The organism is Mycobacterium sp. TY814, from assembly GCF_030755175.1.
In the GTDB taxonomy this organism is placed as follows: Bacteria; Actinomycetota; Actinomycetes; order Mycobacteriales; family Mycobacteriaceae; genus Mycobacterium.
This window is the reverse complement of sequence record NZ_JAUFRY010000002.1, coordinates 771,153-791,623: the sequence shown is the minus strand read 5'-3', so window position 1 is coordinate 791,623 and position 20,471 is coordinate 771,153. Positions and strand designations below refer to the sequence as shown.

13 protein-coding genes are annotated in these 20,471 nt (G+C 65.4%); 4 read left to right on the top strand and 9 right to left on the bottom strand.

All coding sequences use genetic code 11. The annotated features are described in order from the left end of the window. Window positions 1–102: 102 nt before the first annotated feature. From QXH22_RS17100 to QXH22_RS17070, 7 genes are all read right to left on the bottom strand, one after another. A complete protein-coding gene (locus QXH22_RS17100; protein WP_306239689.1) occupies window positions 103–441 on the bottom strand; it encodes a hypothetical protein in 339 nt (112 codons plus the stop codon). Between the two features lie 159 nt (window positions 442–600). Next, the gene (locus tag QXH22_RS17095; RefSeq protein ID WP_306276415.1) at window positions 601–1,458 is read right to left on the bottom strand and encodes an ABC transporter permease; all 858 of its coding nucleotides are present in this window, start codon (window positions 1,456–1,458) and stop codon (window positions 601–603) included. Continuing rightward, window positions 1,458–2,309, bottom strand: a complete 852-nt coding sequence (locus QXH22_RS17090) for an ABC transporter ATP-binding protein (protein WP_371934248.1) — start codon at window positions 2,307–2,309, stop codon at window positions 1,458–1,460. The genes QXH22_RS17095 and QXH22_RS17090 overlap by 1 nt, the downstream gene beginning before the upstream one ends. Next, entirely contained in the window at window positions 2,306–7,852 is a 5,547-nt protein-coding gene (locus QXH22_RS17085) for a type I polyketide synthase (protein ID WP_306276414.1), read from the bottom strand. Before QXH22_RS17085 ends, QXH22_RS17090 begins: the two co-directional genes overlap by 4 nt. A 180-nt stretch (window positions 7,853–8,032) precedes the next feature. Then, on the bottom strand, window positions 8,033–9,796 hold the full coding sequence (locus tag QXH22_RS17080) for an NAD(P)/FAD-dependent oxidoreductase (protein WP_371934275.1): 1,764 nt from the start codon (window positions 9,794–9,796) through the stop codon (window positions 8,033–8,035). Window positions 9,797–9,943: 147 nt separating this feature from the next. Then, the gene (locus QXH22_RS17075; protein WP_306276413.1) at window positions 9,944–11,242 is read right to left on the bottom strand and encodes a cation:proton antiporter; all 1,299 of its coding nucleotides are present in this window, start codon (window positions 11,240–11,242) and stop codon (window positions 9,944–9,946) included. Window positions 11,243–11,452: 210 nt separating this feature from the next. Beyond that, window positions 11,453–12,424, bottom strand: coding sequence for an AraC family transcriptional regulator (locus QXH22_RS17070; RefSeq protein WP_306276412.1), 972 nt, complete (start codon window positions 12,422–12,424; stop codon window positions 11,453–11,455). A gap of 176 nt (window positions 12,425–12,600) precedes the next feature. Here QXH22_RS17070 and QXH22_RS17065 point away from each other — a divergent pair, with 176 nt between their 5' ends. Further along, window positions 12,601–13,566 (top strand): NAD(P)-dependent oxidoreductase, encoded by a 966-nt coding sequence (locus tag QXH22_RS17065; protein WP_306276411.1) that lies wholly within the window; start codon window positions 12,601–12,603, stop codon window positions 13,564–13,566. Window positions 13,567–13,605: 39 nt separating this feature from the next. Beyond that, window positions 13,606–14,733 carry a hypothetical protein gene (locus tag QXH22_RS17060; RefSeq protein WP_306276410.1) on the top strand — a complete coding sequence of 376 codons (1,128 nt, stop codon included), beginning with the start codon at window positions 13,606–13,608 and terminating at the stop codon, window positions 14,731–14,733. A gap of 15 nt (window positions 14,734–14,748) precedes the next feature. Here QXH22_RS17060 and QXH22_RS17055 read toward each other — a convergent pair whose 3' ends face one another. Further along, window positions 14,749–15,648: a YgcG family protein gene (locus tag QXH22_RS17055; protein WP_306239683.1), complete on the bottom strand. Its 900-nt coding sequence runs from the start codon at window positions 15,646–15,648 to the stop codon at window positions 14,749–14,751. Between the two features lie 103 nt (window positions 15,649–15,751). On the opposite strand from QXH22_RS17055, the gene QXH22_RS17050 reads away from it, so the two are divergent. Next, a complete protein-coding gene (locus QXH22_RS17050; protein ID WP_306239682.1) occupies window positions 15,752–16,021 on the top strand; it encodes a DUF4242 domain-containing protein in 270 nt (89 codons plus the stop codon). 3 nt (window positions 16,022–16,024) lie between these two features. On the opposite strand, the gene QXH22_RS17045 is transcribed toward QXH22_RS17050, so the two are convergent. Next, window positions 16,025–18,928: an AAA family ATPase gene (locus QXH22_RS17045; protein ID WP_306276409.1), complete on the bottom strand. Its 2,904-nt coding sequence runs from the start codon at window positions 18,926–18,928 to the stop codon at window positions 16,025–16,027. Window positions 18,929–19,080: 152 nt separating this feature from the next. Here QXH22_RS17045 and QXH22_RS17040 point away from each other — a divergent pair, with 152 nt between their 5' ends. After that, window positions 19,081–20,454 (top strand): FAD-binding oxidoreductase, encoded by a 1,374-nt coding sequence (locus QXH22_RS17040; RefSeq protein ID WP_306276408.1) that lies wholly within the window; start codon window positions 19,081–19,083, stop codon window positions 20,452–20,454. The last annotated feature ends 17 nt before the right edge of the window (window positions 20,455–20,471 follow it).

The window sequence follows — 20,471 nt, the reverse complement described above, 5'->3', positions numbered from 1 at the left end:
TGGGGAACTGCTTAATTCCTATGGCGAACTTGATTCCGATGGCGAACTGATTGCCAGACCATTGAACTCGCATCGGCCCGCACAATTGCGTGACCGCCGAGGTCAGGTCGCGGGTGCCTGGTCGGGCGGAATCGCCCCACCGCAGCCACCGGGCGGCGGCGGTCCGGGCATGGGTTCGTCGCCGCTGACGCAGTCGTAGTAGAACTGCGGACCGACCATCCAGGTCTTCATCCATTGATGCCAGTAGGACCCGTCGGGGTACTTCTCCCCGTCACACACCGCCAGATTGCCAAAGCCCCACCGGCCGCCCGGGCAGAATCCTTTCGTCATGTCCGGCTGGTGCGGGTCAGGTGGGTCAGCGCTGGCAACGGCAGGGGGAAACATAAGCGCCGCAGCACAACCCAGCACCGCGGCGCCGCGGCGCGTCAGCCGGAATTTCATCTCGGCTTCCGGTGAATCAGAACTGGTCGATGAACCCCTGCGATGACGCATAGCTGAACGGACCTTCCTACGTGGCCTGACCCCGATCAAGAGAGTCTTGCAGCCCACGACGTCGGCGGGAAGGCTCAAAATTCTCAACGGCCATAGCATCGCTTCCGGTCAGTGCTTGTCGGACCACCGGAATACTCCAAGACAGGCGACCAGCCCGCCGACGCTCCATGCCGTCAGGACGAAGAATATGTTCCAGTGCTCCCAGCTGCCCGCCGGTTCGAAGATGACCATGTTCGACGGCAACAGCACCGAACGGAAGCCCTGAGCCATCCATTTCACCGGAAAGATGGAGCCGATCGTCAACATCCACGCCGGCAACACCATCAGCGGGACATAGGTTCCCGAGAGAAACTGCAAGCCCACCGCCGGACCATTGGTGAGGACGGCGGCCGACACCGCATTGCTGGCGAAGTTGCTGATGAAGATGCCCAGCAACGAGCAACTGATGATGCCCAGGACGAACACCCACGTGAGCGTGAACCATCCGAATACGGTTGTCGGCAAACGTAGTTTGAAGATCAGGACGCCCACCGACAGCAACACCACAGCCTCGGCGAGACTCGCGATGGCAACCAGCAGAATCTTTCCGATGAAGTAGGAGGTCGCCGTCGTGGGCGTTCCGCGAAGTCGCCGCAGGGCGCCGGTGTCACGGTCGGCGGCAATGCTGATTCCCAGGTTGATGAAGGATGTCGAGAGGATGCCGTAGGCGAGCATGCTTGCTGCGATCACCGCGCCGGTGCTGGTATCGCTGTCGGGGAGTTTCGCGGAGAAGATCGAACCCAGCAAGATGCAGATGACGGCCGGCATCGAAAAGGTCAGCGCCACCTGCTCGGGCCGGCGGTAGAACATCTTCAACTCCGGGACGACGCGCGAGAGCCCGATGCGCAGCGGCGACGGCAGCGCCGAACCCGGCGGGGCCGCGCGGTGTCTGGTCGGCCGGGTGCTTCTGGCGTGGTCGATGGCCATCAGGCACGACCGATCAGCTGCAGGTAGGCGTCTTCGAGCGTTGGCCGGGTCACGGTCAGCTGACTCAACTCCACGCCGTCCACGGATCGCTGCCGGATCAGCTCAGTCGGGTGATCCGTCTCCTCCACGTGGACCCGGTCCCCCTCGATCCAGCTGACGGTGGCCGCCGAGCTCACATATCCGGTCAGCTGGGCCGGTGAGTCGACCGCGACCAGCCGCCCGTCGGCGATCACTGCCACCCGGTTGGCCAGTGCCGCAGCCTCCTCCAGGTAGTGGGTGGTGAGCAGAATGGTCGTGCCGTCGGCTGCCAGCAGCCTGATGAGATCCCAGAACTGGCGCCGCGCCTCCGGGTCGAAGCCGGTCGTCGGCTCGTCGAGAAAGAGCACCTGAGGTTCGGCGATGATGCCGAGCGCGACGTCGAGCCGCCGGCGCTGCCCGCCGGAGAGGGTCCGCACTTTCGAACCCGAGACCGTGCCGAGCCCCACCAGATCGAGCACCTCGCCCGGAACGCGGGCCTTCCCATAACATTTCGCGAACATATGCATGGTTTCGGACACCGTGAGCATGCCGAAGTCACTGGCCTCCTGCAGCACGATGCCGATCTTGGCCCGCCACGTCCGGCCCGCCGTGCCGGGGTCCTCGCCTAGCACGCGCACGTCACCGGAATCCCGTTTGCGGTGGCCTTCGAGGATTTCGATGGTGGTCGACTTGCCGGCACCGTTGGGTCCGAGGATTGCGAATACTTCGCCGTACGCGACATCGAGGTCCAATTCTCGCACGGCGTGGATCTGCCCGTATGTCTTGGACAATCCGCGGACGTAGACCGCGGGCGGGCGCTCTGCGGTGATCACGGCTGCGTCCCGTCGGCTTCCTGCCCGGCGGGTTCGCCTTCCAGTTCGGCCAGCAGTGCCCGCAGTTCGGCCTCGGAGAGCTGTTCGAGCATCCGTTCCACGTCGCCGTCGGCGGGCGCATCAGGCTCTGCGGACTGATCGGTGAGAGTCTCGGAGCCGGGCAGCGCCAGCTCGGCAAGCACTCGAACAGCCAGCGAGTTGATGCTCACGCCCCGTAGTAGTTCCAGCACCGGCAGGTCGATCGCGAACATGGTATTGATCCGAACCCGGAAGTCCATGGCCATCATCGAGTCGAGCCCGATGTCGTTGAGGGTGTCATCGACTCCGATGTCGGCGGCCGCGATGTCGAAGACCGTGGCGGCAATCTGACGAACGTGGTCTACGACGACGTCCAGCCTGTCCGCTTCGGCAATTCCGCCGAGGAACTCGAGTATCGACGCATCCGCATCGGAGGGATCCGGTGCCGTGTCGGCGGTGCCCAGATCCGAGAACATCGACGGCAACTGGCCGCTGAGGCCGACGCTGCGCGCGCGCTTCCAGTCCGCACTGATGGCGACGACGTTGGCCACCTTCTGGTTGATCAGCCGATCGAGGATCCGGGTGCCCGCGCCCGGCGTGATGAGCTCAATCCCCCGCTGCGCGTAAAGCTTTTCCAGCTTGAGTTCTTCGACCATACCCACCGACCAGGGACCCCAACCGATGGTGATCGCGGGCAACCCTTGGGCCTGCCGGTAGTGTGCGAACGCGTCGAGGAAGGCGTTCGCAGCGGCATAGTTGCCCTGCCCGGGCGAGGCGATGACCGATCCGGCCGACCCGAACATGACGAAGAAATCAAGGTCGCGACCGGCAAAAGCGTTGTGCAGCACCCGGGTGCCGTCGATCTTGGGAGCCATCACCTTGGCGAAGTCGGCTTCGCTCATGTTCACCAGGAGCTGGTCGTCGACAGATCCGGCGGCGTGGACGATGCCGCGGACCGGTCGGCCTCCGGCCCGGGTGTGGCTGCTCAGCCACGACTGCACCTGGTCGGCATCGGTGATATCGACACTGGCCGTGATCACCTGCGCGCCAAGGCGTTCGACCTTCCGGATGGTGTCGACGGCCGCATAGTGCGGGCTGTCCTCGGTCAGCGTGGGCCAATGGTCTCTCGGGGGGAACTCGCTGCGGCTCAGCAGTGCGATATGGCGCGCCCCGCGCTCGGCGAGATAGGCGGCCACGGTGCGCCCGAGCGCCCCGGCGCCACCTGTGACGACGTAGGTCGCGTCCTGCCTCAGTTTGGTGGGGAAGGGTTTGGTCAGGTTGGCGCACAACCGAAGCCGCGGAACGAAGGTAGTGTCGCCGCGCAACGCCACCTGGTCCTCGCGGTCGGTCGTCAGGAGGTGATCGCAGATACGGCCGGCCGTCGGGACCAGATCGTCAGCATCGTCGATGTCGATGAGGCCGCCCCATTGACCGGCGAATTCCTGATGGCCGATGACGCGGCCGAGGCCCCAGATGGCGGCCTGTTCGATGGCCAGGCTCTGGGTGCCGGGTGCCGGTTGCGCGTTCGCGGTGACCAGATACAGGCGCGGTCGCGCCGTGTCGAGTTCAGCGATCGCCTTGACCAGGTGCAGGACTGCGAAAACGCCTATCTCGTTATTCGTCTCCGCCGCGTCGTCAAGGTCCAACGGCCAGCAGTTGATGACGCCGGCGAGGTCACCGTCGCTTTGCAGGTGCGTCGTGAAGAGCTCGCGGAGCTGCTCGGGCCGTCGATGATCGACCGCGTATCCCCCGTCGATCGCGGCGAGTGCGCCGACATCGCGGCGCACCACCGCCTGAACACGCTGGCCACGAGCGCGAAGCTGTTCGACAAGCGCGTTCCCGACGCCACCGTTGTCGACGAGAACGAGCCAGGACAGCGCATCAGGCGCATGCTCGCCCTCTGCCAGGATGTCTTCGCTTGTCACCCATTGGATTTCGTAGAGCCCCTTGTCGATGCGTTCCGCCGTCATACGCGATGAAGCAGTAAGCGACTCGACGGTGAAGCCCTTGAAGACCGCCAGCGTCTCACCGAAATCGTCGGTGACGGTGATGTCGCTTTCGATCTGTTCCCTGGTGGCCGACACGACGTGGACGTGAGCGGTCATATTCTCTTGCGGCGGACCGTAGATGACGCTCTGCCGGATCCGGGTCGGCAGGAACGGGCTGTCAGCCGCCTCCTGCCCGACGGAGTTGGCGCCGAACAAGGTCTGGAAGGCACCGTCGATGAGTGCCGGATGGAATCGGAACCGGCCGATTTCCTCGGCGATCGGGGGCCGGACGGTGATCTGGGCCTCGGCCCAGCCATCACCGCACCTGACCTTGCTGACGGACTGGAACGCATCGCCGTACGAGAACCCGATCGCCTGGGTGCGGGCATAGAAGTCCTCGCCACTGAGCGTGGTGATGAGTTCCGCATCCTGCGGAATATCGCTGCGCGCAGCGGACTTCGGCAGCGTGTTCAGCTCCGCGGTCGCCGTCACCGTCCACTTCACGTCCCCGTCGGCTGTTGCGGTGAACGCGGCGAACTCGAGTGCGCCGGTGTCCTGGTTGAGGGTGGTCCGCAGAATCGGATCACAGGTTTCGTCGAGGATCACAGCGCGCTTGAGCACCAGGTTCTCGACGCAGTGGTCGGTCGATCCGTAGGCCTCCTCGGCCGCCGCCAACGCCATTTCGATGAACACCGCGCCGGGCACAATGGTGCTGCCCTGCACCTGGTGGTCGGCCAGGAACGGGACTGCGGTGGTGCTCAACTCGGCTTCCCAGGTGGGGTGCACGGCGCTGACCGGTTGTCCCAGCAGGGGATGCACCGGGTTGTAATGCAGGTCCTCCACCGCTTCCTGGGTTTCGTTCCAGAAGCGTTTGGACTGCCACGGATAGGTGGGCAGTTTCAGCAGGCGCGCTCCCCCTCGCGGGTAGAGGTTGTCCCATGCGATGGAGTGGCCGTGACTGTGCAGTGCGCCAATACAATTCATCAGCGTGTGCGCGTCGTCGTCGTCGCGTCGCTGGGACGCCATGACGACCACGTCGGTCCGGTTCTCGGCAGACTGGGTTCCGGCGATCTCGATGATCGAGGAGGCCAGCACAGGATGCGGACCCAGTTCGACGAAGTGGGTGTAGCCGTCTTCGAGCATGCGCCGCGCCGCGGGTTCGAAAAGAACGGTGGCTCTGGTGTTCTGCCACCAGTAGGCGGCACCGGCCGCGTAGCCGTCCAGGCGCTCCCCGGTGACCGTGGAGTACAGCGGCACGGTTCCCGCGCCGGATGACAGCCCGTCGAGGGAGTGGTAGAGGTCGTCTTTGACCGCGTCCATGTAGTGGGTGTGGTACGGCACCCGCACGTTCAGGAACCGGTTGAAGACCGTGGCTTCCTCCAACTGTGCGGCGATGTCCTCCAGCACCTCGCTGTCGCCGGCGATGGTCACCGCCGAGGGGCTGTTGATCGCGGCGATGGAGACCCGCCGGCCGATCTCGTCGCGGGCCTTGTCGTCGATCGTCTGCATCAGCACGTCGGCGCCCAGTCCGACGGCGAGCATGCGGCCCAATCCGCTGGTGCGTTGCTGCAGACGACTCCGGTGGTAGATCACCTCAACGGCCTGCTCGAAGGTGAGCAGACCCGCGAGGTGGTGGGCCGCCACTTCGCCCGCGCTGTGCCCGATAATCGCGTCGGGAGTGATCCCGAATTCTCTGAGTTGTTCGGCAAGCGCGACCTGGATGGCGAAGTTCGCGGGCTGGGCGAACTCCGTCTCCGCCATCCGGGAGCCGGCTTCGTCGGCTCGCAGCTCGTCCAACAAAGACCAGCCGGCGTGCCGGGACAGCTCGCGATCGCTTCGCCGGATGCTGTCGGTGAAAACGGGGAAGACGTCCAGCAAGCCCCGGCACATCTTCCACCACTGCGGGCCCATGCCGGTGCAGACGAAGGCCAGCTTCGGTGTGCTCGGCTGGATGCGGTTGGCCGCGATCTGCCCTCCGTCGGCGAGCGCCTGCAGCTGCTCTCGGGCGTCGCCGACGCTGCTCGCGACAAGGGCGCGGCGATAGTTCAGATGCGACCGGCGCCGGCCGAGGGTGTAGCCGAGATCGGGCAGCGTCACGTCGGGATGGACGCTGAGGTGCTGCGCCAGATTGCGTGCGGTCGCCAGCAGGGCCTCTTCGTTGCGCGCCGAGATGGGTAGGACCGCCAGCGGCAGGCGCGCGGGTTCGGCGGGCGCTGTGGCCGGCGCCGGGGGCTCAGCCAGCACGGCATGGGCGTTGGTACCGCCGAAGCCGAACGAGTTGACCCCGGCCAGGCGCCGTTGGCTCGCGGGGAACTCGCGACCGGTCCGTGGGATGTCGATCTTGAGTTCGGCCAGCGGGGTCGGCCCGCTGGGATTCTTCAGATGCAGGTTGGCCGGAATGAACCCGTGCTTGAGCACCAGCGCCGCTTTGATCAGCCCGGCCACACCGGCTCCCGCCTCGAGGTGGCCGATGTTCGTTTTGACCGAGCCGATCAGCAGCGGGTCGGTCGACGGCCGCTCAGCGGCGAGCGCGCCGGCCAGCGCCCGCATTTCGACCGGGTCGCCGACCGGTGTGCCCGTGCCGTGCGCCTCGACGTAACCGATCTCGTTCGGATGAACGCCGGCCCGTTGCAGGGCGGTGACGATCGCCGCCTGCTGCGCCTCTTCGCTGGGGACGGTGATGCTGTCGGTGTGGCCGTCCTGCGAGACTGCCGTACCGAGGATCTGGGCATAGATCTCGTCCCCGTCGCGCAGTGCCTGCTCGAGGGGTTTGATGACGACGACGGCACCGCCTTCGCCGCGCGCGTAGCCGTCCGCGGACGCGTCGAAAGCCTTACAGCGTCCGTCGGGACTGAGGAACCCGCTCTTGGACTCGGCGATCGCCGTGTTCGGTCCGATCATGATATTGACGCCGCCGGCCAGCGCCAGATTGCTTTCACCGTTCCAAATGCTCTGCGCGGCAAGGTGTACCGCCACGAGTGAGCTCGAACACGCCGTGTCCACCGTCATGCTCGGACCGCGGAAGTCGTAGGTGAACGAGATCCGGTTGGCGAGCATCGTCATCATCATTCCGGTGGCGGAATGCGTCTTGAACCGGTAACGGCTGGTGCGCCCCTGATTCTGCAGGAGTTGGTAGTCCAGCGTGAAGCCGCCGATGAATACGGCGACGTCGGTGCCGGCCAGCTCTTCCGCCGGAATCCCGCCGTCCTCGAGGGCCTCCCACGTGGTCTGCAACATCAGCCGCTGCTGCGGATCGAGCAGGTTCGCCTCGCGTGGCGAGATGCCGAAGAATTGGGGGTCGAATTGGTCGATCTCGCTGAGGAACCCACCTCGGCGGGTGACCATCTTCCCGACCTTCGCCGGATTGGGATCGTAGTATTTCGCGGCATTCCAGCGTGTTTCGGGAACGATACGGGTGGCGTCGGTGCCGCTGCACAGTAAGTTCCAGTAGTCTTGCGGAGTATTGGCACCGCCCGGAAAGCGGCACCCGATTCCGACGATCGCCAGAGGTTTTCGAGTGCCTTGTTCGGCGCGCATGTTCATCCTTTCCCGCCAACAATCCGTCGCGAGCAGGCCGCCGCGGGAGGTTGGTTCTGTGATCTGTGGTTCGCTTGGGGACGTCTGCCGCTTACCGGAGCAGCAGGCGATCGAGTGCACTGACAACCGTGCCTTCCACGCCGTAAGCCACACCCCATGCTGCGCGGATCCTCAATCGGTTCAACTGAATTCGAGTGCGGGCGCGGCGCCGACGATCCAATCCCGGCCGATCGGGTTGGTCGGCTGCTCGTGGCGGTAGACCGATCGGAGCTCCCGCAGCAGTGAATCCCGCTGCCAGGCCTGCACTTGTTGCATGACGTCGTCGTCGGAGAACCTCTCCGACTTCTCCGCGACGACCGTCTCCACCAGCTGCCCGGCCACCTGGCGGAGCAGTCGGGTGTTCGCGTCGAATTGAGCGGTGAAATCGGCGGCTCGTCCCATCATCGCGGTGTGCAGCGAGACCATGAAATTGTGCGGCGCATACAAATCGACAAACGCCGAAGAAGGGTGCCAATCCTCGACCGCCGCCCATTCCCGGAAGAAGCTCTGCATGCGGTTGCTGAGGGCGATCATGCCTTCCAAATGCGGGACCACCCCGGGATCGTCGGCCACACTGACGAACCGGCCATTGCTGTAAAGCAGACCGATGAAGCCCCAGTAGAAAGCGATATCCCAGATCACTTTGGCCGACATGACGGCCGGAGATCCCATGAGTGGATATTGATCGCAGTAGATGTTGAGCCACATGTCGGTCAGCGACCTGAAGAGGGAGTCGCTTATCCCGGCTCGTGCGGCGACATCTTCGCCATCCAGTTCGCGGGAAATCATGTCGGTGATCAGACCATTACCGATGGCGATGAGGTCCAGACCCGAGGAATACAGCGGGTCGAGGAATACTCCGGCATCGCCGGTGACACACCACCGCTCGCGACCGTCATATACCTTGGTAGCGCCGTGGCTGTAATTCTTCATCACCCGGAAGTCTTTGATCAGGTGATCCAACTCGGCCAGGACATCCGCGCACTGCGGTTCGTGCCGGCGCAGCCAGGCTTTCGCTTTCGCGAGCGTATTGAAGTCGTCGAATGCATGAAATGCGGGGTCGGCGACAATGCCGACGCTGGTGGCTCCGGAGGCAAGTCTGATGAGCCATACCCAATATCCCTCGCCCATCAAATGATTGGTGGACAGTGACCTGTCGCCTTCAACTAGGCGCGCTTGCCAACTGGGGTCATCGCTCCACTGGCCGATATCGATGTCGGCGGCTACGCGAAGCCACACGGCATTACAGTTGTGCTCGTTGGGCCGCCGCAGCTCCAGTTGCCGGGGCAATGCCCGATTTCGCCCCGACGCGTCGACAACCCAACGAGCAGTCTTCTGAGTGATCGCCTCACCGGTCTGGAAAGAAATGGTGTGCGGCTGACTTCCCTGGCCGAATTCGACGGATCGCACGCGCCCATTCTCGATATCCACACCGGCGGACTGGCAGCGCCGATTCAATTCGTTTTCCAGCCGGCCGCGGTCAATTTGATAGGTGACCTGCGGCACGAAAGACGAGCTGCCCAGCTCCATCCGCCGAGCGATATCGGTGTTGGTGTCATGCGAGAAAAACATGCGCAGACCCATTTTCCGGAGCTGCGCGGTGTGTAAGTGATCGGCAAGGCCGATGCGTTGCCGCAGGTAGTGCGCGGAAATCTCGACCGTGGACTCGCCCACGGTGTGGGTGATCTCCGGGACGGGGCGAACGTTGGGCTCGATGATGATCACCCGGGTCTGCGGGCGGGCGCTGCGGAGCTCCAGCGCGAGCGTCATGGCAGCCGTGCCGCCGCCGATGATGGCCACGTCGTGGTCGGAGGTCGCATCGTCGGCCTGTGACAGCTGGGACTTGATCTTCTGAGCGAGGGCCTCCCGTGCCTCCGAGCTCAGTTGAGACAGCTGCGCTCGCACGTCCACAGATCCCCCTTCGCAGTGCGTATGGCGAATTTGCTTAATAGTTAAGGAGGTTACACGAAATCAAGCTCCGGCAAACCGAGAAGCCGAGGTAGCGCACGGAACTGGACGGGTAGTACAGCAACCGCAGCAACGTGCGCGACATCAGCCGGTGAGCTCTGCGGTGTAGTCCGAGGGGCTGGTCGACGCCGCGGCCGGGGCGGGCAGGTCGTCGACGCGGTACCTCCCGTATACCCACTCGAATATCGGGGTGGCCATGAGGGTGGTGACGATGGCCACAAGTACCAGAATGGTGAAAAGCGCGGGCGTGATGATGCCCGCCTGCAGGCCGATATTGAGCAGAATCAGCTCGATCAGTCCGCGGGCGTTCATCAACGATCCGAGTGCGACCGATTCTCGCCACGGAACCTTCTTCAGCCGCGCCGCGACGGAGCATGCGACGCCTTTCCCGGCGATGGACACCAGCAGAATGCCCAGCGTCACCGCCCACAGTGTCGGGCTGTTCAGCAGGCCGATCTGAGTATTCAGACCCGAATAGACGAAGAACAGCGGCAGCAGAAAAGTGGTGACCAGTGGCTCGAGCATCGCGGTGAGCCGGTCGGCGAAAAAACCGGACGGCATGGCCACGCCGAGGATGAATGCGCCGAATATGGCATAGATGCCGATCGTGTCGGTGAACCACGCACACGCCATGAGCAAGATGAGGACGGTGGTGAGCACCGGCGGGCTGATCGTATTCTGCCGTTCGGACATGGTGCCGAGCACACTGAACATTCGTCGTCCGAATGTCAGCAATAACACGCTGTACAGGATGCCGCCGATTATCGCGACCGCGGCCAATACCGGATTGCCCCGGTGAATGGCGAGCACTATTGCCAGGATGCACCAGGACAGCGCATCGTCGGCTGCACCGCATGCCAAGGCGAGTGTGCCCAGCGGCGTTCCGGAAAGACGTTGTTCGAAAATGATTCGGGCAAGCATCGGGAAGGCGGTGGTCGCAATCGACGCGCCGAGAAACATCATCGCCATGACCAGGGTGACGCTTTTGTCGAAATAGATTCCGGCCGACAAGAGCGGCATGGCGAGCAACGCTCCCAGAGCGAGCGGCGTGAAAATGCCCGCCGCGGAGACCGCAACCGCGGTGCCCGCCCGGTGTTTGATGAGGTTGACGTCGAAATTGAGCCCGATGAGAAACATGTAAAGCACCAGGCCGATCTGCGCCATGGTGTACAGCACCGTATTCGCCTGCCCAGCCGGAAATATGTGGTGTTGTATTCCAGGAGCGATGCGACCCAGCAATGACGGTCCCAGCAGCACGCCGGCGATCATTTCGCCCACGACCTGGGGTTGACCGATGCGCCGGGCCAAGAACCCCACCAACCGGCACGTTCCGAGAATGACGGCCAGTTCCAGGAAGAAATGAATGGCGGTGGCTGCGGGCATGAATCAGGACCTCGGGTGCAGGGCGCGGACGGCCTGTCGGTTCTTGCGTGTCCCGAAACAGGTATCAGGCATATGGTTTCAACTCCGCGGTGTCAGGGAGCATGCGCGACCCTCGGAGCGCCCGATACTGCACTGGGTCTTGAGGGTCGGCGGTCTCGGTTGAGGCTACGTTACGCGAACGGAGAGCGCCGCCCGGCGGGGTGACTGCCGTCAATCAGGGTTCGGGCGCTTGATTGCCGTGTCGCGCAGATACTCCCGCGGCGACATTCCTTTCCAGCGGCGGAACGCAGCGGTGAAAGCGGGCGTATTGCTGTAGCCGACACGCCGCGCGGCTTGTTCGACGGTGACCCCATCGGCGAGCAGGTCCTCAGCCCGCTGTGCACGCACCTCGTCGAGCACCTGACGAAACGACGTCTGCTCGTGAGCCAGGTGTCGCCGCAGAGTCCGCGAGGTGACATGCAACTGGGCGGCGACGTCCTCGATCGTCAGCACGTCCTCACCATCGAGTGCGTCACGAACCCGTCCGGCCACACCGGCCCGCGCCGCACGGCCCTCGAGCAGCCGGCGGCACTCGTCGGCGGTAGCGGCCGCGGCGTGCGGATCGGCCTGCGGCAGACCATGGGCGAGCAGCGCCACGGGGATCGCGAAGGCATTCATATCGGACCCGAACACCGGTGTCACACCGAAGAATTCGACGAAAGGTTCGGTAGCCGCCGGCGCCGGTTGACGCAGATACGTGACTGCGGGTTCGGTGAGCAGGCCGGTGGCCTCGCGGGCCACGGTGACCGTCGAAGTCAGTTCCCGTAGCGCGAGAAACTGACGCACATCCGCGGGCACCGCCCGATCGTCGAAGACGATGCGAACCTCGTCTTGACCGGAGTCCGCCACGACATCACAAAAAGCCCAGGTGAGCTGCACGAACCGTAGACCCGCCTCGAGCGCATCCCAGCCGGTGCGGCTACTGGCGAGCGTCGCGCCCCACGCGCCGTGGGTGGTGAGGTGGTACCGGCGCCCGGCGTCCAGGCCCAGCCACTCGACGCCGGGCAACAGCCGCTGCAGATTGCGAATGATGCGCAGCTCGTCGGCTGCCGAGATCGAGCTGTCCGGCTCGGCGATCTCCTCGGCACTCGACCCGGTGCCCGTCAGACAGGCCGGCGCGGACAAACCGTGGTCAGCACCCACCCGCAAAAGTACTGCGGCACCGGCGGATGCCCGCGGGTGGTCCCATCGAACCAAGTGACATTACTCCAGAACTCGCGTGTCCGAAGATCGTAACTTGTTGTCCCGTGCGGGAGTAGTGCAGGCGAGCACCGGCGGCCGAGAATGGGTCCGGCGCAGTTGACAACGGGGGTGGGCACGTGACGCGGATCTTCATTACTGGCGCAAATGGTTTCATCGGGCGGGCTATCTGGCAGCGGTGGAATGCGGCGGGACACCGGGTTACCGGCGTGGACATCGCCGCCGACCCCGCGCGCGGTGTGCTGGCCGGGGACGTGTCGCGCCCCGGGGACTGGCAGGACGCGGCCGCCGACGCGGACTGGGTCATCCACACCGCGGCGCTGGTGTCCAACAATCCGACGCTCGACGAAGCATGGCGCGTCAATGTCATCGGCACCCGCAACGTGCTCGACGCCGCAGCCCGCGGCCGCTGCAGTCGTTTCCTGCACCTGTCCTCGGTGCGCGTGTTCTCCGATCTGTCCTTTCCCGACGGCGTGGGTGAGCACCATCCGGTCCGCACCGACGGCAATCCCTACGTCGATACCCGCGTCACTTCCGAACACGTTGCGCTGCAGGCTCATTGCGCTGGCGAGTTATGTGTCACCGTGGTACGTCCGGGTGACGTGTACGGTCCCGGGTCGCGTCCGTGGACGGTGATCCCCATCCAGATGATCAAGGCCAATCGATTCGTGTTGCCGGCGATGGGGAATGGCGTTTTCAGTCCCATCTACATCGAGGATCTGGTCGAGGGCATAGTGGCGGCCACGGAATCGCCGGCGGCGGCAGGACAGGTGTTGGTGCTCAGCGGGGGTGTCGGCGTACGGTGCCGCGACTTCTTCGGCCACTACTACCGCATGCTCGGCAAGCGGGGTCCCGTGGTCGTCCCGACCCCGGTCGCTCTGTCGCTGGCCCACGGCATGCGCGCGGTGTCCCGGATCACCGGCGAGGACAGCGAGGCCAGCGCGACCTCCGTCCGCTACCTCGCCCGCACCGGTACGTACTCAATCGCCAAAGCCCGCAAGCTGATCGGATTCCAGCCGAAGGTCGCGCTGCCGGAGGGCATGCGGCGCACGAGGACCTGGCTGGCCACCGAAGGACTGATCTGACGTGCCGCTGACCCATCCCGACAACCCAGGAGTCCGACCATGACAACCGTTCACGACACACTGACATCGATCGGCGCCCGTCCGATCCCCGAATTCGAGGGCGTGCACGAGGTGTGGCCACGAGGACGGCGGCTGAGCGCTGTCCGCGAAGCCGCGGTGGCCTACAAGAAGCGGTTCGTCACTCAGGGGCAGGTGAAAGCGGTCAAGTCGGTCGACATCGCCGCCGCCCCCTACCCCGTAGACTTCGCCTTCCACGGCGCCGTCAACGTGCCTCACCTCCCCCTGATCGCCATGATCAACCGGATGACCGTCGTGCAATATGACGATTTCGACGGGCGGCACCGCACGCTGGTGTTCGAACCCACCGTCCCCGCCGGGTCCGCCGAGGCACCGTTCTACGCCCGGCTCAACCGGCTCGTGTCCAGAATTCCCGGTGGCGACACGATCTCCCGGGCTTTGCTGGTGAAGTACTACAACGAACCGGGCGATGTGCTCAACCAGCTCGGCCTCACCCCGCAGGACATCGATTTCTGCACATTCGACCATCTGCACGTACAGGACCCCCGGATGATCCTGGGCAGCAGTCGCATCATCGACGGTGAAACCTCCCCGCGGCAACCGTTGTTCGGCGACGCCAAGATGCTCGTCCACCGCCGCGAGCTGGCGACTTTGGAATCGCTGCATCCCATGCAGTGGGCCTGGTATGTCGCCGACGGATTGGACGGTGTCGACCCGTCCGCTTTCGTCACGTTCGACGGAGACATCGAACTCGGCGTCGGCGTCACCCTGCTGTGGACACCCGGACACACCGACGGCAACCACTCGCTGGTGGTGAACACCGCGGACGGCGTCTGGGTCTCCTCGGAAAACGGTATCTCGCTGGACAATTGGCAACCGGAGCTGTCAGGGATTCCCGGCGTGCGCAAGTATCACGAGATCTACGGGCGGGAGGTCTGCCCGAATGCGAACACGCTGGAAGACTCGCTGGACCAGTACGACTCGATGGTGAAAGAGAAGATTCTGGCGGACCCCTGCCGCTACGACCCCCGGTGGCTGCAGATACTTCCGTCGACCGAGCTGGCCGACTGGAAACGCTTCTGGCCGGTACTGCCCAGCTACGTCCACGGCGGCATCGACTACGGAACCCTCACCACCCCAACGCATTAGCCCGGCGGCCGACGATCAGCGGGAGGACGCTCCCCGTGACCCACGGGCGCGTTGCGCCGCCTGCACGTCAGCGTTGGCCAGCGTTTGCGCCTGGGCGGCCAGCGCCGAGGCCTGGTTGGCATGAGCAACGGCGTCGCGCTCGTTGGTGGCTGCCGTCGCGTGCGCCGCGGACAGGTGCCGTTTCGCTTCCTCGAGGCGGGCCCTGGCGTCGGCTCCGACGATCTGGCGGTACTTCGTCGTGTAATCGGAGATCTGGCGCATCCGGGCATCTGCGGTGGACAACGCACCCGCCGCTGAATTGACGGGACCCTCGACGTTCACCTGGCCGCTGCCGGCTTCGATCTGCCGCGCCGCACGGCGGCGCCGGTGCCGGCGATAGAGCAGAAACAGGACCACCACCAGCACCACCGCGGCCACGCCGATCGCGATCAACAGCCACGTCCGCTTCGACGACGTGGCCGTCGTCTTATTCAACCCGTCGGCCGCCGCGACGGCGGCGCCGCTCCAGTTCTTGGCGGCGACCGCCGGGGCGATTTGGGTGTTCTGCAGGTTGGTCACCTCGTCCGTGGGGAACCCCGGGGCGCTGAACGCGTACAGCTTGGTGTTCGTGGCCACGGCCAGCAACACGTCATGGCCACCCATGCTGGTGGCCTCGCGGGTTCGGTCGGCCCAGTTTTCCGGCTTGAACCTGGAGAAGTTGTCGACGTACACCACCCACAGCTGAATGTGCTTGTCGCGGTATAGCCGGTCGACCGCCGAGCTGACCGCCGCCCGGTCGGAATTCGTCAGTGCGCCCGTGGTGTCGGTGATGTGATCGGTGAGTTTCGACGGCGGTTGTGCCCCCGCCGGGGTAGCCAGCAGTAAAACGGCGGCGAGGATCGACAGGACCAGACCGAACAGGCGAACTATGCGCATGCGGGTAATCTAGCCCGCCGCGAACGGCTATCTTTTAAAAGCACGGTTGTAGATATTCAGCGGCCGTGGCGGCGTTTCGACCGCAATGCGAAGGAGACCGCAAATGCCGATATTCATGGTCGAACGAAACTACGCCGAAGAGCTGGAACCGAGCCTGGAAGCGGCCGACGGCATCACCCGGATCAACGACGAAGAGGGCGTTCGCTGGCTGTACTCGTTTCTGTCAGCCGACAAGCGCAAGACGTACTGCCTCTACGAGGCGCCGACACCCGAGGCGATCAGATCCGCGGCGGTGCGCGCCGGCCTTCCCGCGGATGTCATCGTCGAAGTCTCCGGCCGGGTCTTACCGACCGGCGGACTGGCTGAGATCTGATCGCTATCCCAGCAATTCGTGATCGGCGGCATACATGGCCGCCTGGGTACGGTTGGCAGCACCGGTCTTGAGCAGAATGCTGCGCACGTGGTTGGCGGCCGTATTCGAGCTGATGTAAAGGCGTTCACCTATCGCCCGGTTGCTCAATCCCTCGGCCAGCAGCCGCAATACCTCGACCTCCCGCTCGGTCAGGCCGTCCGGACCGTCGGCGGCCACCAAGACGTCCAGCAGGTCGATGACGCGAGTCTGGCCGATCGGCTCGGCGATGGCGCGCGCCTGCGCGGCCCACTGCGCGGCCGGCCCGGTGCTGCCGTGCGCGAGCGCGAACTCCGCGCGTCTGGCGAGCGTCTCGGCTACGTGCACAACAGACCCCATGCGCCGGTCCATCTCCAGTGCTGAGCTGAAATACGCTTCGGCGGCGTCGATTTCGCCGGAGAGGGCCGCGATCCGGCCGAGGTATCGGTCCGCGCTCCCGAAGATGGCGACGAATTGTCCGGCCATGACATTCTTGCCCTGGTAGCGGGCGACGAACGGACGCAGCGTATGAACCGCTTCCCGGTTCTCCAGCGCCAATGCCGCCTCCACCATGAACATCAATTCCATGGGCCACCGCGCCGCCTCGGTTCGTTCCCCGAGATTGCGGCTGAGCAATTGGTTGAGTGCCCGGGTCATGCCGCGCTCGCAGTCGAGCTCGGTATACAGGGCCAGCAGCCCGGGCAGCCAGCGACCGGCGAAAGTCTCACTCCCGTCGACGAATCCGCTGAATCTCTTGAGGGCGCCGGTCTCCCGCCGGATCATGAACATCTGGACTCCGTAGGAGCCCTCCGTCGTGTCGCTGCCGAGCAGTCCTCCGGTGCGTACGGCCATCTCGGCCCACCGCTCGGCGCCTTCGAAGTCGCCGCGCAGGTAGGCCAATCCGCCATGGGCACACGCGCCGACAAAGCTGAAAAACGGTTGCCCGCACGTCTGCCCCGCGCGTTGCATATCGGCCGCCGCCGCGGCCAGGTCTTCGGGCCGCCCGGCCTGATAACTGGCGAGGGCCCGGAAGTGCGCGGCCGAGCCCAGCGCCTCGTAATCCCGCCGCGACAACGCCATCCGCGACAGTTCGGTCGATCGGTCCAACTGGTGCTCACACATCTCCGGCGTCAGGCCGTGCCAGAGACTGGTCTCCAAGGCGTGCAGCAGCACCGCCGGATCGTCCCCGGTGCGCGCGTAGTCGATGGCAAGGCTGCTGACGTCCCGGGCACGCGCGGTCTCACCGGCGAACGCGAGCGCACGTCCGAAACTGCCCAGTGCCCGCACATAGCGCGGATCGCCGGCGTCCAGACCGCACGATTCCAGCGCTGAGGCCAGCAGGTCGGCCGCCTTCGAGTCGGCCAGCCCAGGACGCCAATTGGCGTCTTCGTAGCCAATGGCCGCCTCCAGCCGCACCATCGGGTCCTCCGAAGAGCTGATGTCCTCGTACATGCCGCGGGCGCGCGCGAAGTCACCGGCGCGGACGTGATTCGCGGCGGACCTGAGTTGCATCCCGGCCCGCTCCGCGCGGCTGAGTTCGGGTAGCGAGGCGGCCCGCTCGTACCAGGACGCGGCGTCTTCGTAGGCCAGACTGTGCTCGGCGATTCGCGCTGCCTCCTGCGCGTACCGCAGGGCTTGCTCGTGGTAGCCGAGCACGTGGGCCAGCAGGTAGTGGTTGGCCAGGCGAGGGATAACCGACGGATCCGCGCGGCCCTCCAGTGCCTTCGCGGCCCGGGCGTGCAGTATCCGCAGCCGCGATGCCGCCATCCGGGCGACCACGGCCTCCCGGGTCAGCGCATGCACGAAGGAGAATTCGACGTCGGATCCCTGCACCGCCCTGATCAGGCCCACACCCTCGGCGGAATCGACAGCAGCCAGCGTCACCGCCAGATCGGCATCGCTGCTGGCGATGAGGGCGGGCAGGTCGAAAGTCTCACCCAGCACCGCGGCCTGTTCGACGATCTCCCGCACGCCGGTGCCCAGCCCGGCGAGCCGGCCGGCGATGGCATCACCGATCGAGCTGGGAACCGACCGGTGCGAGCTCAACGCGGCGACGCCGCCTCGCCTCTCCAGGTCTTTGCAGAGCTCGGTCAGGAAGAACGGGTTGCCACCGGTTTTGTCTCGCAACAAGGCGGCGGCGGTGCGCAGCGCCGAGCGGGTCAATTGCTCAGTGCCGCGCACGAATTCAGCGATCGCTTCGGTATCGAGCCCCTCCAGATCCAAGCGGCGTACGCCGTCGAACCGGTGCATCTCCGCCATCCGGGTGACCAGTTCGTCAGAGCGGTCCGGCGCCGTCGTGCGAAATGTCGCCACCACCAGCATGCGTACGTCGGCGCAACCGGCCAGCACGTGTTCGAGCATCGCCAGTGTCGGGAGCTGGGCCCAGTGCAGATCTTCGAGGATCAGCGCGATCGGGCGATCCTCGGCCAGCCGGCGGAAGAAACCGGTCAGCGCATCCAGCAGTAGCCGCCGGCCGGTTCCGGCGTCGTCGGCGATCGCCGCCTCCGCAAGGTGCGGTTGCACCTGAGCGGACAACCGGCTCAGTTGCTGGCCGGCCTCCGCCAACGGTTCTGCCAATGATCCGGCGGGACTTGCCGACAGCAGACGGTCCAGGGCCTGCGCGAAGGGTTCGTACGGGACACCGGCGTCGGCGGTGCAGCTGCCTACCAGGACGGCGACGCCGTGCTGGGCCAGCGATCCGGCGACCTCGGCGACCAGCCGCGACTTGCCTGCCCCCGGTTCTCCGCCGACGAAAATTGCCTGCCGGTCCCCGTTCTCGACCCGCTCCCAGGCCTGCTCGAGGGCGGCGAGCTCACCGGTGCGGCCCACGAAAGATCCGCGGCGACGTACGACGACTTCGGCCGGAAGTGGTGGTGGCACCCACTGCGCCATCTGCCCAAGGTAACGGCAGCGCGGGCGCCCAGTCGATAGTCAGATCTGACCATTGGTGGGCGGCAAGCCGAATGCTCTGTTGTGGTCATGACGGGCGGCACCGGCCAGTCGTAGCGTCAGCACATCGATTCCGGAGACGGGGAGGTGGCGACATGTCCACTGCGAGTGCGGTCAGCCGGCCGAATTTGTTGGGCGGGAGAGTGATTCTGCCGCACGACGCGGAGTACGACGACGCGCGCGCCGTGTACAACGCCATGATCGACAAGCGGCCGGCGATGATCGCGCGGTGCCGAACCACCGAGGACGTCACCGCGTCACTGGGCTACGCACGGAAGTCCGGCCTGCCCGTCGCGGTCCGCGGGGGCGGCCACAGCGGCCCCGGTTTCGGCGCCGTCGACGGCGGCATGGTCATCGACCTGTCACCGATGGACCGCATCGACGTCAACCCCGACGCGCGCACCGTTCGGGTGCAAGGCGGCGCCACGTGGGGTCAGGTGGACGCCGCCACCCACGCATTCGGGTTGGCCACCCCGTCGGGCATCATCGCCACGACCGGTGTCGGAGGGCTCACCCTCGGCGGCGGCCACGGCTATCTGTCGCGCAAATACGGCCTGACCATCGACAACCTGCTCGAAGCCGAGGTGGTGCTCGCCGACGGCCGGGTGGTCGTCGCCTCGGCCTCGGATCATCCCGACCTGTTCTGGGCGCTGCGCGGCGGCGGCGGGAACTTCGGCGTGGTCACCGCGTTCACATTCCGGTTGCATGCGGTGCAATCGGTGATCTGCGGGCCGACAGCGTGGCCGGCCGCCGCCACCACCGACATCCTGTCCTGGTTCCGCGATTTTATACCGGCCCAGGACGACGACCTCTACGGCTTCTTCGCGACGATGACCGTGCCGCCCGCGGATCCCTTCCCGACGGACTTCCACCTGCAGAAAGTCTGCTCTGTCGTGTGGTGCTACACCGGCGATCCGGAGCGGGCCGACGAGGTCTTCGCGCCCGTCCGGCAGATGCGGCCGGCCTTCGACGGCATCGGCGCGGCACCGTACCCGGCGCTGCAGTCGACCTTCGACGGGTTGTATCCCAAAGGGCTGCAGTGGTATTGGCGTGGTGACTTCTTCCGGACGATCGACGACGGCGCGGTGTCGGCCCATGCCCGGTTCGCAGCAGAGTTGCCGACCATGCATTCCTCGATGCACCTGTACCCGATCGACGGGGCGGTGCACCGGGTCGGGCAGACCGACACCGCCTGGGCTTACCGCGACGCGAACTTCTCCCAGGTCATCGTCGGTGTCGATCCCGATCCGGCCAACGGTCCTGCGCTGCGGCGGTTTACGACCGACTACTGGCAGGCCACGCACCCGTACTCGGCGGGCGGCGCCTACATCAACTTCATGATGGACGAAGGTCAGGACCGGGTCCGCGCCACCTACGGGCCGAACTACCGCCGGCTCACCGAGATCAAAGCGGAATTCGACCCCGACAACACTTTTCGTATCAACCAGAACATCGTGCCTGCGAGGTGACCGAGACATGAGCAATA

Excerpts from the sequence above, each read along its gene's own strand:
- QXH22_RS17100 (WP_306239689.1), bottom strand. The coding sequence starts at position 441 with ATGAAATTCCGGCTGACGCGCCGCGGCGCCGCGGTGCTGGGTTGTGCT.
- QXH22_RS17095 (WP_306276415.1), bottom strand. The coding sequence starts at position 1,458 with ATGGCCATCGACCACGCCAGAAGCACCCGGCCGACCAGACACCGCGCG.
- QXH22_RS17085 (WP_306276414.1), bottom strand. The coding sequence starts at position 7,852 with ATGCGCGCCGAACAAGGCACTCGAAAACCTCTGGCGATCGTCGGAATC.
- QXH22_RS17075 (WP_306276413.1), bottom strand. The coding sequence starts at position 11,242 with ATGCCCGCAGCCACCGCCATTCATTTCTTCCTGGAACTGGCCGTCATT.
- QXH22_RS17060 (WP_306276410.1), top strand. The coding sequence starts at position 13,606 with ATGACAACCGTTCACGACACACTGACATCGATCGGCGCCCGTCCGATC.
- QXH22_RS17055 (WP_306239683.1), bottom strand. The coding sequence starts at position 15,648 with ATGCGCATAGTTCGCCTGTTCGGTCTGGTCCTGTCGATCCTCGCCGCC.
- QXH22_RS17050 (WP_306239682.1), top strand. The coding sequence starts at position 15,752 with ATGCCGATATTCATGGTCGAACGAAACTACGCCGAAGAGCTGGAACCG.
- QXH22_RS17045 (WP_306276409.1), bottom strand. The coding sequence starts at position 18,928 with ATGGCGCAGTGGGTGCCACCACCACTTCCGGCCGAAGTCGTCGTACGT.
- QXH22_RS17040 (WP_306276408.1), top strand. The coding sequence starts at position 19,081 with ATGTCCACTGCGAGTGCGGTCAGCCGGCCGAATTTGTTGGGCGGGAGA.